Source organism: Ruegeria arenilitoris (assembly GCF_013032855.1).
Taxonomy (GTDB): Bacteria; Pseudomonadota; Alphaproteobacteria; order Rhodobacterales; family Rhodobacteraceae; genus Ruegeria; species Ruegeria arenilitoris.
In genome coordinates this window covers 679,294-691,890 of sequence record NZ_WQDA01000003.1, presented here as the reverse complement: position 1 = coordinate 691,890, position 12,597 = coordinate 679,294, and the positions used below count along the sequence as shown (strand labels likewise).

Here is a 12,597-nt window from a genome sequence, read left to right as displayed (position 1 = left end):
TGTGTCAATCGATTTGCCGGCTGAACCTAAATCGGCAGGTAGGACACCGTTTCCCCCGCAGCCCGCGCGGGATCGTTTGGAGGGCGCATCAGCAAGGCGTTTGACCGCGCCAGAACGCTGAGCAGCGAACTGTCCTGATCCTCGAACGCGCGTATCCCATTGCATTCCAATCGAGCGCGCATGTAATGCTCGCGCGGGCCGTTCGGTGGCAGGGCCTCCGACAGGATGGCCTGATGGAGAGTCGGATCAACAGTCTGGATGCCCAGCATCTTTTTGACCAAGGGGACCAGGAAGAGATATCCGCAAACCATCGCGCTGACTGGGTTGCCGGGCAACCCGATCATCGCCGCATTACCCAGCCGCCCGGCCATCAGCGGCTTGCCGGGGCGCATCAGGACCTTGTAGAAGGATTGCTCGAGCCCCAGCCGATGCGATGCTTCGGCCACAAGGTCGTAGTCACCCACCGACGCTCCGCCAATTGTCACGACCAGATCGGAGCCTTCGGCCAAGCCAAACGCGGTTTCCAGCGATGACAGGGTGTCCTGTGCCACTGGCAACATGCGAACATGTGCGCCAGCTTTCTCGAGCAACGCTTTGATGCCAAACGAGTTCGAGGCAATGATCTGGTCAGGTCCCGGAGTTTCGCCCGGCATGACCAGCTCGTTTCCCGTGGCGATCAGCGCGATCTGAGGTTTGGTGGCCACGGAGACGGTTGGAACATTCATCGCCGCCAGCAATGCAAGATCTTCGGGCGAGAGGACTCGCGGCGCACTAACTACATCGCCGATGGTGAAGTCCACGCCTGCCGGTCGGATGTTGGTTTTTTGGCCGGAATCTTCCGTGATCGTCAACAGATCGCCGCGCAGGTCGGTATCTTCCTGGATGACGACGAAATCTGCCCCGTCAGGGACCGGAGCCCCGGTGAAGATTCGAACCGCCTGGCCCGGGCCAACCTTGCCGGTGAAACGCTGGCCAGCGGCGGCCTCACCGATGACCTTGAACATCGCGTGACGTTCCACTTCGGCTGACTTCAGCGCATATCCATCCATTGAAGAGGCGGCAAACGGGGGTTGGTCCCGCTCGGCTTTGACATCCCGCATCAGCACTCGACCGGCCGCGTCAGCAAGCGCAATCTGCTCTTCGGGCATGGTGGCTACCAGGCCGAACAGCAACTGTCGGGCTTCTTCAACCGTTATCATTTCGCCTCGTAACGACCTGATTTACCGCCATCTTTCAGCAGAACGCGGATCCCGCCGATTTCCATTGCCTTGTCGACGGCTTTGGCCATGTCATAGACGGTCAGCGCCGCGGTAGACACAGCTGTCAGGGCCTCCATCTCGACACCAGTCTGACCGGTGGTCTTGACCGTCGCTTCGATCTGCACGCCCGGCAGGTCCGGGTCCATTGTCAGGTCAACCGACACCTTGGTGACAGGCAAGGGATGGCACAGCGGAATCAGGTCCGGTGTCTTCTTTGCCCCCATGATCCCGGCCAACCGGGCAACCCCAAGAACATCGCCCTTCTTCGCGCGGCCTTCGGAAATGATTTCAAATGTTTGTTGCGCCATTTTCACGTGACCCGTTGCAACGGCGACGCGGTTTGTCGTGTCCTTGTCCGATACATCGACCATATGGGCCTGGCCGTCGCTGTCAAAATGCGTCAGGGGCATCACATGACCCCCGGCACCAGCGGGTTCGACAGGATGTGACGGGTTGCGGCGGCGACGTCCTGCTGCCGCATGAGGCTTTCTCCGATCAGGAAACACCGGGCACCATAGCGGGCGATATCCGCAAGGTCTTCCGGGGTGTTCAGCCCGCTTTCGCACACGATCATGCGGTCAGCGGGAACCAGCTTGGACAAGCGACGAGTGGTATCAAGTGAGGTCTCGAATGTCTTGAGATTGCGGTTGTTTATCCCGATGAGAGGGCTTTTGAGATCGGCCGCGCGTTCAAGCTCGGCCTCGTCATGTACCTCGATCAGGACATCCATGTCCCAATCAAACGCGGTCTGTTCCAGTTCGGCGGCTTGCTGATCGTCGACCGATGCCATGATGATCAGGATACAGTCGGCACCCAGTGCCCGCGCTTCGACCACTTGATAGGGATCATACATGAAGTCCTTGCGCAGTGCCGGAAGCGAGCATGCAGCCCGGGCGGCGGTCAGAAACTCCTTGGCGCCCTGAAAGCTGGGTGTGTCCGTCAAAACCGAAAGGCAGGCAGCGCCACCTTCTTCATAGGCTTTTGCCAGCGCGGGCGGATCGAAATCCTCACGGATCAAACCCTTGGACGGGCTTGCCTTCTTGACTTCGGCGATCAGGCCATAACCACGGCGACTGGCCGTGCGCAGAGCATCCACAAAGCCGCGCGTTTCAGACGCTTCGCGGGCTTGTTGCTCGACCTCGTCCAGAGAAACTTGGGCTTTGTCGGCGGCGACTTCTTCCAGCTTGTAGGCCTTGATCTTGTCCAGAACGGTTTCGGTCATGCGGCTTCCTGTGTGAGTTGTGCCAGAGCAGCAATCTTGTCTTTCGCCTTGCCGCTGTCGATGCTTTCGGCGGCCATTTCGACGCCTTGTTTCAGGTCCGGTGCAGCTTCGGCGACCACAAGGGCCGCAGCCGCGTTCAGCAGGACCGCATCCCGGTAGGCCGACGGCGCGCCATCCAGCAATGCGCGGAACGCGACGGCGTTTTCCTCGGGTGTTCCGCCCAGAATATCTTCAAACGGATGAACCGGCAGGCCCGCATCTTCGGGATGCAGTTCGACCTCTTTCACCCGTCCGTCCTCAAGCGACGCGACCCAGCTGATGCCAGTAATCGTCAACTCGTCGGTCCCGTCCGAGCCATGTACCAGCCAGGCGTGCTCGGCCCCGAGCAGACCAAGGGTTTCCGCCATCGGTCGGATCAGGTCGCGGCTGAAGGCTCCGGTCAGCTGCCGCTTGACACCGGCGGGGTTGGTCAGGGGGCCAAGGATGTTGAAGATGGTTCGGGTACCAAGCTCTTGCCGGGTGGGCATGACATGGGCGATGGCCGGGTGATGCATGGGCGCCATCATGAACCCGATGCCGACGGTTTGCAAAGCCTTTTCAACGACTTGCGGCCCGACCATCACGTTGATTCCCATCTGTCCCAATGCGTCGGCGGCCCCGGATTTCGAGCTGAGGTTCCGGTTGCCGTGCTTGGCCACGGTCACGCCCGCGCCAGCAACGACAAAAGCCGTTGCGGTCGAGATATTGAGCGTGCCTTTCCCGTCGCCGCCGGTTCCAACGATGTCGATCGCGCCAGATGGCGCTTTGACCGCGTTGCATTTCGCGCGCATCACGGCGGCAGCGGCGGCATATTCCTCGACCGTTTCGCCGCGCGTCCGCATGGCCATCAACAGACCGCCGATCTGGCTGGGCGTGGCGCGGCCTTCAAACAGGATCTCAAAGGCCTGTTCGGCTTCGGCACGGGTAAGGGCGCGATCGGCCGCAGCTCCGATCAGCGGTTTCAGCGCGTCACTCATGCGGGGACTTTCATTTCGTTCAGGAAATTCTTCAGCAGAGCGTGGCCGTGCTCCGAGGCGATCGACTCCGGGTGGAATTGAACACCGTGGATCGGCAGCTCTTTGTGTTGCAGGCCCATGATGGTGCCGTCTTCCAACTCTGCCGTGATTTCGAGGCAATCGGGCAGGGTATCCCGATCGACGACCAGTGAGTGGTAGCGGGTCGCCTCAAACGGTGACGGCAGGCCGGCGAACAGGCCTTTGCCAGTGTGATGCATGGTTCCCATTTTGCCGTGCACGATTTCGTGGCACCGCACGACCTTGCCGCCAAAGGCCTGACCAATGGTCTGGTGACCCAGACATACACCCATCAAAGGCGTGCGCGTTTCCGCAGCTGCCTCGGTCAGGGCGAGGCAGATCCCGGCCTGGTCCGGATCACAAGGGCCGGGACTCAGCAAGATGCCGGCAGGGTTCATGGCCATCGCTTCCTGCACATCCAGCGCATCATTGCGGCGCACGACCATTTCCGCGCCCAATTCGCCCAAATAGTGGACAAGGTTGTAGGTAAACGAGTCGTAGTTGTCGATCAGCAGCAGCATTTGGCACTTGTCTTGTGTTTGGGCAATTCGGACTGGCGATACAGCCCCGCGCCACGGTATAGTGTCGGGACATACATGCTCAGGCTTGTGCGGCAGCGTCAAGGGGACAACCCCAACAAGGCGACCGGACGGGTGAGTGCCGCAGAGACGGTGCACGGGCTGCCGAGGCAGGATGAAAGACGAGAGGCAAGAACAGATGGGCGGATTTATCGGTGGAATGATCGCCGGCGCGGTCGTTGTGTTGGTTCTGGGCGCAGTGCTTTCCCTTAACACGCCACTTGGCAGCAAACCGGATATTCAGACAGCGGCGCCAGCCGCGGTGGAAGCCGATCTGCCCAAGGCGGATACGAAAGTGCAGGGCGCCGGTCCGGATTCCGATCTTGTCGAAATCGCACCACGAGCGTTGGAGGCGCTGGACGATACGGCGGATGGGGCCACTGGACTGGATGGCATTCAGGCCGAGCCGGATGATCGTCCGCAGGTCGGTGACACCGTGGCAGGCCTGAACGACCCGGGTGCGGGAGACGCCGCGTCGGTCGATGTGACGACCGACGCGCCAGCCGCGCCCCCGGCGCCCGGACCGGTTCCCTCCAGTCCGGACGAGGAGGTCCAGCCCGTTACCGTGGACGCGACACCGCCGGCCGCACCACAGCCCCCGGCGCAAGAGGTCACGACCGTCGAGCCAGAGACCGCCGAACCAGAGACTGCGGCAAATGCGGAACCCGAGGCGACCCCGGCGCCGGAAACAGCCGCGCTGCCGTCGACACCTGAGCCGGATCAACCGACCGGAACCGGCGACAGCCCGATCGCGGTCGAGGGGGACGAAGACACGCAGCCCCGCAAACGGGCCCGGATCGCGGCCTTGCCCCAGATCGGCGGCGAACAGGCAACGGCCTCATCTTCGATTGCCGGCAAACGCGTGATCCCGCTGACCGAACGCGATGATGCCCCGGCCGATCAGCCGGCACAGGGTGAGGGCATGGCCGGTAAGCCGATCGATGCTTATGCCGCCGCCTTTGACAACCCGGATGCCAAACCGCTGATGTCGATCATCCTGATCGATGACGAAGGTGCGTTCGGGGCTGAGGCGCTGAAGGATTTTCCGTATCCGCTGAGCTTTGCGGTCAGCCCTTCGGATCCGCAAGCGGCGGAGAAGATGAAGCGCTATCGCGAGGCTGGGTTCGAGGTTCTGGCCTTGACCGACCTGCCAAAGGCGGCCAGCGCGCAGGATGCCGAAGTTTCGCTGGCGGTCTGGCTTGAAACCTTGCCTGAAACCGTTGGCCTGCTCGAGGGCGTGAACACCGGGATACAGGGCAACCGCAAGTTGGCCGATCAGGTGGCTGCCATCGCGGCAGGAACGGGCCGTGGGCTGGTCGTGCAGGACAACGGGTTGAACACCGTCCAAAAGCTGGCCGCGCGGAATGGCATTCCATCCAGTGTGGTGTTCCGCGACATCGACGGTGCGCGTCAGGATCCAACGGTCATGCGCCGGTTCCTGGACCAGGCAGCTTTTCGTGCCGGGCAGGAAGGCGCAGTTGTGATGCTGGGCCGATTGCGGCCCGAGACAATTTCGGCGTTGTTGCTCTGGGGGCTTGAGGATCGCGGCAACCGAGTTGCCCTGGCCCCGATCTCGGCGGTGATGAAAAGCCAGATCCAGTAATCAGTGTAGAAAAAGAAGAAAAGGCGGCCAGGTTAGCCGCCTTTTTTATGAATTCCCGGATCCGGTGAACCGCGCCGCATCCGCGGCGGCCCGCCTGATCGCATTCGATTTGTGCACGGTTTCCATATATTCGGCCTCGGGGTCGCTGTCATAGACGACACCACCGCCGGCCTGGATATATAGTTTCTGGTCCTTCACGATGGCCGTACGCAGCGCAATGCACATGTCCATGTCGCCACCGGCGCTGAAATAGCCGACACCGCCACCGTAGACACCGCGCTTTTCGGGTTCCAACTCGTCGATGATCTGCATCGCCCGGACCTTCGGTGCACCTGAAACCGTGCCCGCCGGCATCCCGGCAAAGAAGGCGTCCAGGGCATCCTTGTCGTCGGCCAACTCGCCCACAACGTTCGACACGATGTGCATCACGTGGCTGTAGCGCTCGATGATGAATTCCTCGGTCGGGCGGACGGTGCCGATTTTGGACACGCGACCTGTGTCGTTGCGGCCCAGGTCCAGCAGCATGAGGTGCTCGGCCAGTTCCTTTTTGTCGGCCAGCAAATCCAGCTCGTTCGCCTTGTCCTCTTCGGGGGTCGCACCACGGGGACGTGTTCCGGCGATCGGCCGGATGGTCACTTCGTTGCCGAACACGCGCACGAGTATCTCCGGGCTGGCGCCGATCACCTGAAAGCCACCGAAGTTGAAATAGAACATGAACGGCGACGGATTCGTGCGGCGCAAGGAACGATACAGTGCAAAGGGCGGCAGCGGGAAATCCTGCGTCCAGCGTTGTGCCGGAACCACCTGGAAGATGTCACCAGCCTGGATGTACTCCTTGGCCTTTTCCACGGCTTCCATGTAGCCCGATTTGGTGAAGTTGGATACCGGCGGCGCGATCTCGTGCGCTTCGCCCAAATCCCGCGATTCCGAGGGCATTGCGCGTTCCAGGTCGCGCACCGCGTCCATCACACGCTCGGCCGCTTGTGCGTAGGCGGCCTTAGCTGACTGCCCGTCGCTGGCCCAGGCCGGAGACACAATGGTGACTTCGCCTTTCACACCGTCCAAGACCGCAACCACCGACGGGCGCAGCAGTATCGCATCCGGCAGGCCCAAAGGATCGGGGTTAACATCCGGCAGGTATTCGACAAGGCGCACCATGTCGTATCCCAAATAACCGAACAGGCCGGCCGCAGCCTGGGGCAGGTCATCGGGCAGGTCGATGCCGCTTTCGGCGAGCAGCGCGCGCAGGTTGTCCATCGGGTTGCCATCTTGCGCGTCGAACGCATCCGCATCAAACCGCGCCGAACGGTTCAATTCCGAGGTTTCGCCCCGACAGCGCCAGATCAGATCCGGCTTCATCCCGATGATCGAATACCGCCCGCGAACTTCGCCTCCGGTCACCGATTCAAGGACGAAGGCGTCCTTCTGGGCGCCCGTCAGCTTGAGCATCAACGAAACCGGTGTGTCCAGATCAGCGGCCAGACGGGTATAAACGACCTGGTTCTGTCCGGCCTCATAGGCGCGGGCAAAGCTGTCGAAATCGGGTGTCAGAGCCATTTTCGTTCCGGTCAGAAGTTGGCCTGAACCGCGTTCAGCGCGCGTTGGTCCAGGGTCGGCCGCGCGCGTGTCTGAGCGTCGCGCACATAGATGTCGAAGATGTTTTGGGCCAGTGCCTGGTTCAGCTGAGCGGCAGCGGCCTCTTGCATCAGGCGCTGTTCGTCGGTTTCCGCAGGCGGAAGAACCTCGTCCAGCCGCACGATGAATGCCGCATCCGGTCCCGCGATCACGCGCAGTTCATTGGGCTCCATCTCAAAGATCTGGGTCATGAAATCGGCCGGAACGTTATCCAAAAACGCGGTACGGGTCAGCGCGTTTTCGACACGGAATGGCAGCCCGGTCGCCGTGAAATCACCGTCGACGGCCAATTGAGTCACGATGCCGTTGGCCTGTTCCTCAAGCGCCTTGGCCGTCTGTTCCTGTACCCATGCGGCGGCGACGCGGTCGCGTGCGGACTCCAGCGGCTCGGGGCGCGGCGGAAGAACCTCATCCAGCCGCAAGGCAAAGATCGAACCATCCTCGAGGAATCCGATTTCAGGGAAGTCATCTTCGCGGACGGCCTGCGCAGCCTGGCGGAAGCCGTCATACGCGGCGATGCCGTCATCGCTTTGACGGGTCCAGTCAATCTTGCCAAGCTCCATTTCGGTTTCGTTGGCCAACTCTTCCAGCGTGGCGCCGCCGGCCAGCATGTCGTTGATGTCTTCGGCCTGGCTTTCGATCAGGCGCCGGGCGCGTTCGCCGGCCAGCTCTGCGCGCAGTTCCGGTTCGGCGTCCTCAAAGCTCACGTTCTGTTCGGCCAGCGATCCGTTGACCCGGAACAGGGCCGGACCAAAGACCGAGGGCAGGGGACCCACGACCTGATCAATCTCTGCGGCAAAAACGGCATCCGCGGCCTCGCCCAAATCTTCGCGGGTCACATCACCCAGATCGACGCTGCTCAGTTCAAGTTCGCGTTCGCGTACCAGCTGCTCAAAATCCGCCCCGCCGACTTCCAGCTGCGCCATCGCCGCAGTCGCCTCTTCTTCCGAGGGGTAGACCAGCCGCTCAACCAGACGACGTTCGGGTTGCTGATACTGGTCCTTGCGCTGCTCATACAGACGCTTGAGCGCGTCTTCGTCGATTTCGACCGTATCCTGCAGCATCTCCGGCGACAGAACGGCGTAGGTGATCTTTTTGGTGCGCGGCAGAGTGAACCGATCGGTATTCGCGCCGTAATACGCTTGAATCTCGGCGTCTGTCGGCTCGCGGATCGGGGTCGTCAGAGCGTCCGGCGACAGAGTTGCGACGGTAAAGCTGCGGCGAGCGAGAACATAGTCGGCCAAGGCTTTGGTCATGATTGCGGGCATTTCAACACCGTCCATCATCGCGCCTTGGACAATTGTCCGTGCTGTTTCCTTTCGCAGGTCTTCCTCGAACTCGGTTTCGGTCATGCCGATCTGTTCCAGCTGGAAGCGGTAGGCTTCGCGGTCAAAAGATCCGTCAGGGCCCTGAAAGGCCTGAATGCCGACGATTTCCTTCTGCAGGTTGGCATCACCGATCGAAACACCCAGCTGTGCGACCTCGTTGTTCAGGGCTGCCAGCGAAACCAGACGCGCCAAGGCCCGCTGATCCAGCCCCAGCTCGCGGGCTTGTGACATCTGCATCGGTTGACCGGTCTGCGCCTCGACCGCGCGGATTTCGCGCTGCAGCTCGCGGACATAGGCATCGACCGAAACGTCCTCATCCCCGACCTGGGCGACTGTGCGTACCGTTCCGCTGAGGTTGACGGCGCCAAAACCGGCAAGACCCAGCATCAGCATGCCCATGAGAATCCAGACGAAGGTTTTGGAGAGTTTGTTAATGCCTGCGGCCATATTGCCCTCTTGGATCTTGCGGCAGGGTTCTGCCGTGACTGTTGCGGCCCTGAATACGACGCGGGATGCCGGGGGGCAAGCTCAGAAGGACAGAGCCTGCAAGCGGTCGAACAATAACCCGATTCCAGCACGGTCCAGATTGGCAAAAGCAATGCGCACCTGGCGTTTCCCGGCGGGGTCGTGATCGGGCATGAACATCGTGCCCGGCAGCAGCAGAACACCGGCCTCGGCGACCAATCTGCGCGCCAGGTCGTCCGACGGCATGTCGAACGGATGTTCGAGATAGGCGAAATAGGCCCCCAGACCCAGCAGCCGCCAACCCTTGTCGGTCAGGCAGGGCATGTTCTCGGTGATTGCGGCGCGGCGATCCAGAATTTCGGCGCGTTCGCCCGCCAGCCACTGTGACAGGTTCTGCATGCCCCACAGCGCCGCGAACTGGCCCATCTGGCCGGGGCAGATGGCGACGGTGTCGAGGAATTTCTCAACCTCGGACAGCAGCGGCGCACCTGTGGCGATCGCGCCCACGCGGTGGCCGGTCAGGCGGTAGGCCTTCGAGAAGGAATAGAGATGCACCAGCGTCCGGTCCCAGTCGGGCTGCTGGAACAGCGCGTGCGGCGGGCCGCTGCGGCTGTCAAAATCACGATAGGTTTCATCGACCAGCAGGCGCAGGCCATGCTGTTGCGCCAGGTCATAGAAGGCAAGGACCAGATCCGCCGGATATTCGACCCCACCCGGATTGTTGGGTGTGACCAACGCGATCGCGCGTGTGCGCTCGGTGATCAGCGCGCGCGCCTGTTCGGGATCGGGCAGCAGGTCTGACCCGGTCGGCAGATCAACCGTTTTGACACCGGCCATGTCCAACCACATTTTATGGTTGAAATACCAGGGCGTTGGCAGGATGACCTCATCCCCTTGATCCGTGATCGCCGAGATGACCGAGGCAAAGGCCTGATTGCAGCCCGAGGTAATGGCTGTCTGCTCCGGCCGAACCTCGGCAGCGTAGTGATCGCCGATCTCACGCGCGAGCTCCGCGCGCAGATCGGGGTTGCCCAGTACCGGGCCGTAGAGATGTGCGGCGTCCTGATTGATCGCGAAATCGGCCATCGCCTGCCGCAGCGCCAAAGGCGGCGGATCGACCGGCGCCGCCTGGCTGACATTGATCAGCGGGCGGTCATCCGAGAACGTGACCCCTTCGAGCCAACGCCGCGCCTCCATCACCGGAGGGGCGAAGGTGGCGGCGGTGCGGGTCAATGTCATCGGGTGTCCGGTCTTGCTGATTTGTGGTGGATAAGTGGGATCAGTCGGTGCCGCGATAGGGCTCGACATATTGCAGGGCCATATCCCAAGGGAAGAAGATCCAGGTGTCCTGGCTGACCTCGGTGATGAAGGTATCGACCATCGGGCGGCCCTTGGGCTTGGCATAGACCGTGGCGAAATGGGCCTTGGGGTACATCTTGCGCACCAGTTCCAGCGTCTTGCCGCTGTCGACCAGATCATCGATGATCAGCACGCCCTCACCATCCCCCATCAGATCGGCATCGGGGGCCTTGAGCACCTCTGCCTCGCCACGTTCCTGATGGTGATAGGATTTGACGCTGATCGTATCTACGGTGCGGATGTCCAGCTCTCGGCTGACGATCATCGCAGGTGCCATGCCGCCACGCGTGATCGCGACGACGGCGCGCCATGCGCCCTCATCCGGTCCCTGACCGTCCAGCCGCCAGGCCAGCGCGCGCGAGTCGCGGTGAATCTGGTCCCAGCTGATATGAAAGCCTTTTTCGTGTGGCAGGCGGTCCTTTGCGCTCATGGTCTTATCCCTTTTCCACATCCGGCGCGTCGACGGCTTTCATGCCGACGATGTGATAACCCGAGTCAACGTGTAGGTTTTCACCGGTCACGCCGCTGCTGAGGTCGGACAGAAGATAAAGGGCCGATTTGCCCACGTCATCGATGGTCACGTTGCGGCGCAAGGGAGAGTTGTACTCGTTCCACTTCATGATGTAGCGGAAGTCGCCGATGCCGCTGGCGGCCAGAGTCTTGATCGGCCCGGCGGAGATCGCGTTGATGCGGATGTTGTCCTTGCCCAAGTCCTCGGCCAGGTATTTCACCGACGCCTCGAGCGCGGCCTTGGCCACACCCATGACATTGTAATGCGGCATGACCTGCTCAGCACCATAATAGGTCAGGGTAATGGCGCTGCCGCCGTCGGTCATCAGCTTCTCGGCGCGTTGCATCACCGCGGTGAAAGAGTAGACCGACACGTCCATCGTCAGCTTGAAATTCGCGCGCGACGTGTCGACATAACGGCCGCGAAGTTCGTTCTTGTCGGAGAAACCAATGGCGTGGACGACGAAATCCAGCTTGCCCCATTTCTCTTTCAGCGCTGCGAACAGTTCATCGATCGACTCTTCGTTGCTGACGTCACAGGGCAGGACGATCTCGCTCGCCAGTTGGGCCGCCAACGGGTCGACCCGTTTTTTCAGTGCATCCCCCTGATAAGAGAAAGCCAGTTCGGCTCCGGCTTCGGACAAGGCGCGGGCGATTCCCCATGCGATTGATTTGTCATTGGCCAGTCCCATGATGAGGCCGCGCTTGCCGGCCATCAACTGATTTGACATGTTCGGTTCTCCGCCTGTCGTCGCGATGTGTTGCGTTGGTTTATGCCATTGATTGCGCTGCATCAAGGCCATGCACTCTTGCCCGGGGCGGGTTCTCGCCGTAGGGTCATGTTCAATTCGTTCCAGGGGATGGACATGAGTGAGCGAAACGGCATCTTTGCCGGTGACGATCCGTTCGTGATCGCGGCCCGTTGGTTGGCCGAGGCCGAAAAGACGGAACCGAACGATCCGAACGCGATTGCCCTGGCGACCGTGGACCCGGACGGTATGCCGAACGCACGGATGGTGCTGCTGAAGGACATCGAGGCGGACTCCTTCGTTTTCTATACCAACTATCACAGTGCCAAGGCCCAAGAGCTGGATTCGGCCGGCAAAGCCGCCTTTGTGATGCACTGGAAATCACTGCGGCGTCAGATCCGGGTTCGTGGTACAATCACCAAAGAAGACGGTCCCTTGGCCGACGAATATTATGCGTCACGCTCACTGAAGAGTCGGTTGGGAGCTTGGGCATCGCGGCAGTCGGAACCTCTGAGCAGCCGGGCTGCTCTGATGGCCGAAGTTGCAAAGGTGACGGCAAAGCTGGGATCCAACCCGCCGAGGCCCGAATTCTGGGGTGGCTACAGGCTGACGCCGGTTGAAATCGAGTTTTGGGCGGATGGTGCCTTTCGGCTGCACGACAGGTTCCGCTGGCGGCGCGACCCGTCCGAGCAAAAGTGGAACGTACAGAGGTTGAATCCATGACGTTCGCGTATCGTGAAATGCAACACCCGGAAATGTCTGAATTTTTTCAGCTTGAATTTGCCCGACGTTTCCATACACATCAGACCCCTAACG

General features: G+C 61.3%; 12 protein-coding genes. 2 read left to right on the top strand and 10 right to left on the bottom strand.

Annotated features, from left to right (window positions below):
- Nucleotides 1–26: 26 nt before the first annotated feature.
- The 5 genes from GOW72_RS13580 to GOW72_RS13560 are packed head-to-tail and all read right to left on the bottom strand — an operon-like array spanning nucleotide 27 to nucleotide 4,075.
- Nucleotides 27–1,199: a molybdopterin molybdotransferase MoeA gene (locus GOW72_RS13580; RefSeq protein WP_170367180.1), complete on the bottom strand. Its 1,173-nt coding sequence runs from the start codon at nucleotides 1,197–1,199 to the stop codon at nucleotides 27–29.
- Entirely contained in the window at nucleotides 1,196–1,669 is a 474-nt protein-coding gene (gene moaC, locus GOW72_RS13575) for a cyclic pyranopterin monophosphate synthase MoaC (protein ID WP_170367179.1), read from the bottom strand. The genes GOW72_RS13580 and moaC overlap by 4 nt, the downstream gene beginning before the upstream one ends.
- Nucleotides 1,669–2,481, bottom strand: a complete 813-nt coding sequence (gene trpC / locus GOW72_RS13570; protein WP_170367178.1) for an indole-3-glycerol phosphate synthase TrpC — start codon at nucleotides 2,479–2,481, stop codon at nucleotides 1,669–1,671. The genes moaC and trpC overlap by 1 nt, the downstream gene beginning before the upstream one ends.
- Entirely contained in the window at nucleotides 2,478–3,497 is a 1,020-nt protein-coding gene (gene trpD / locus GOW72_RS13565; protein ID WP_170359083.1) for an anthranilate phosphoribosyltransferase, read from the bottom strand. Before trpD ends, trpC begins: the two co-directional genes overlap by 4 nt.
- On the bottom strand, nucleotides 3,494–4,075 hold the full coding sequence (locus GOW72_RS13560; protein ID WP_170338975.1) for an anthranilate synthase component II: 582 nt from the start codon (nucleotides 4,073–4,075) through the stop codon (nucleotides 3,494–3,496). The genes trpD and GOW72_RS13560 overlap by 4 nt, the downstream gene beginning before the upstream one ends.
- A gap of 196 nt (nucleotides 4,076–4,271) precedes the next feature.
- On the opposite strand from GOW72_RS13560, the gene GOW72_RS13555 reads away from it, so the two are divergent.
- Nucleotides 4,272–5,735, top strand: a complete 1,464-nt coding sequence (locus GOW72_RS13555) for a divergent polysaccharide deacetylase family protein (RefSeq protein ID WP_170367177.1) — start codon at nucleotides 4,272–4,274, stop codon at nucleotides 5,733–5,735.
- A 45-nt stretch (nucleotides 5,736–5,780) separates the two neighbouring features.
- Here GOW72_RS13555 and trpE read toward each other — a convergent pair whose 3' ends face one another.
- The 5 genes from trpE to fabI all read right to left on the bottom strand — a co-directional run bounded on the left by trpE (nucleotide 5,781) and on the right by fabI (nucleotide 11,763).
- Entirely contained in the window at nucleotides 5,781–7,292 is a 1,512-nt protein-coding gene (gene trpE / locus GOW72_RS13550) for an anthranilate synthase component I (protein ID WP_170338448.1), read from the bottom strand.
- 11 nt (nucleotides 7,293–7,303) lie between these two features.
- Complete coding sequence (locus GOW72_RS13545) at nucleotides 7,304–9,145, bottom strand: peptidyl-prolyl cis-trans isomerase (protein ID WP_170367176.1); 1,842 nt, start codon at nucleotides 9,143–9,145, stop codon at nucleotides 7,304–7,306.
- 81 nt (nucleotides 9,146–9,226) lie between these two features.
- The gene (locus GOW72_RS13540; protein WP_170367175.1) at nucleotides 9,227–10,402 is read right to left on the bottom strand and encodes an aminotransferase; all 1,176 of its coding nucleotides are present in this window, start codon (nucleotides 10,400–10,402) and stop codon (nucleotides 9,227–9,229) included.
- 40 nt (nucleotides 10,403–10,442) lie between these two features.
- Entirely contained in the window at nucleotides 10,443–10,952 is a 510-nt protein-coding gene (gene gpt / locus GOW72_RS13535) for a xanthine phosphoribosyltransferase (protein ID WP_149774418.1), read from the bottom strand.
- A gap of 4 nt (nucleotides 10,953–10,956) precedes the next feature.
- Nucleotides 10,957–11,763, bottom strand: coding sequence for an enoyl-ACP reductase FabI (fabI, locus tag GOW72_RS13530; protein WP_170367174.1), 807 nt, complete (start codon nucleotides 11,761–11,763; stop codon nucleotides 10,957–10,959).
- A gap of 135 nt (nucleotides 11,764–11,898) precedes the next feature.
- Between fabI and pdxH the strand changes: the two genes are divergently transcribed.
- On the top strand, nucleotides 11,899–12,504 hold the full coding sequence (gene pdxH / locus GOW72_RS13525; protein ID WP_170367173.1) for a pyridoxamine 5'-phosphate oxidase: 606 nt from the start codon (nucleotides 11,899–11,901) through the stop codon (nucleotides 12,502–12,504).
- The last annotated feature ends 93 nt before the right edge of the window (nucleotides 12,505–12,597 follow it).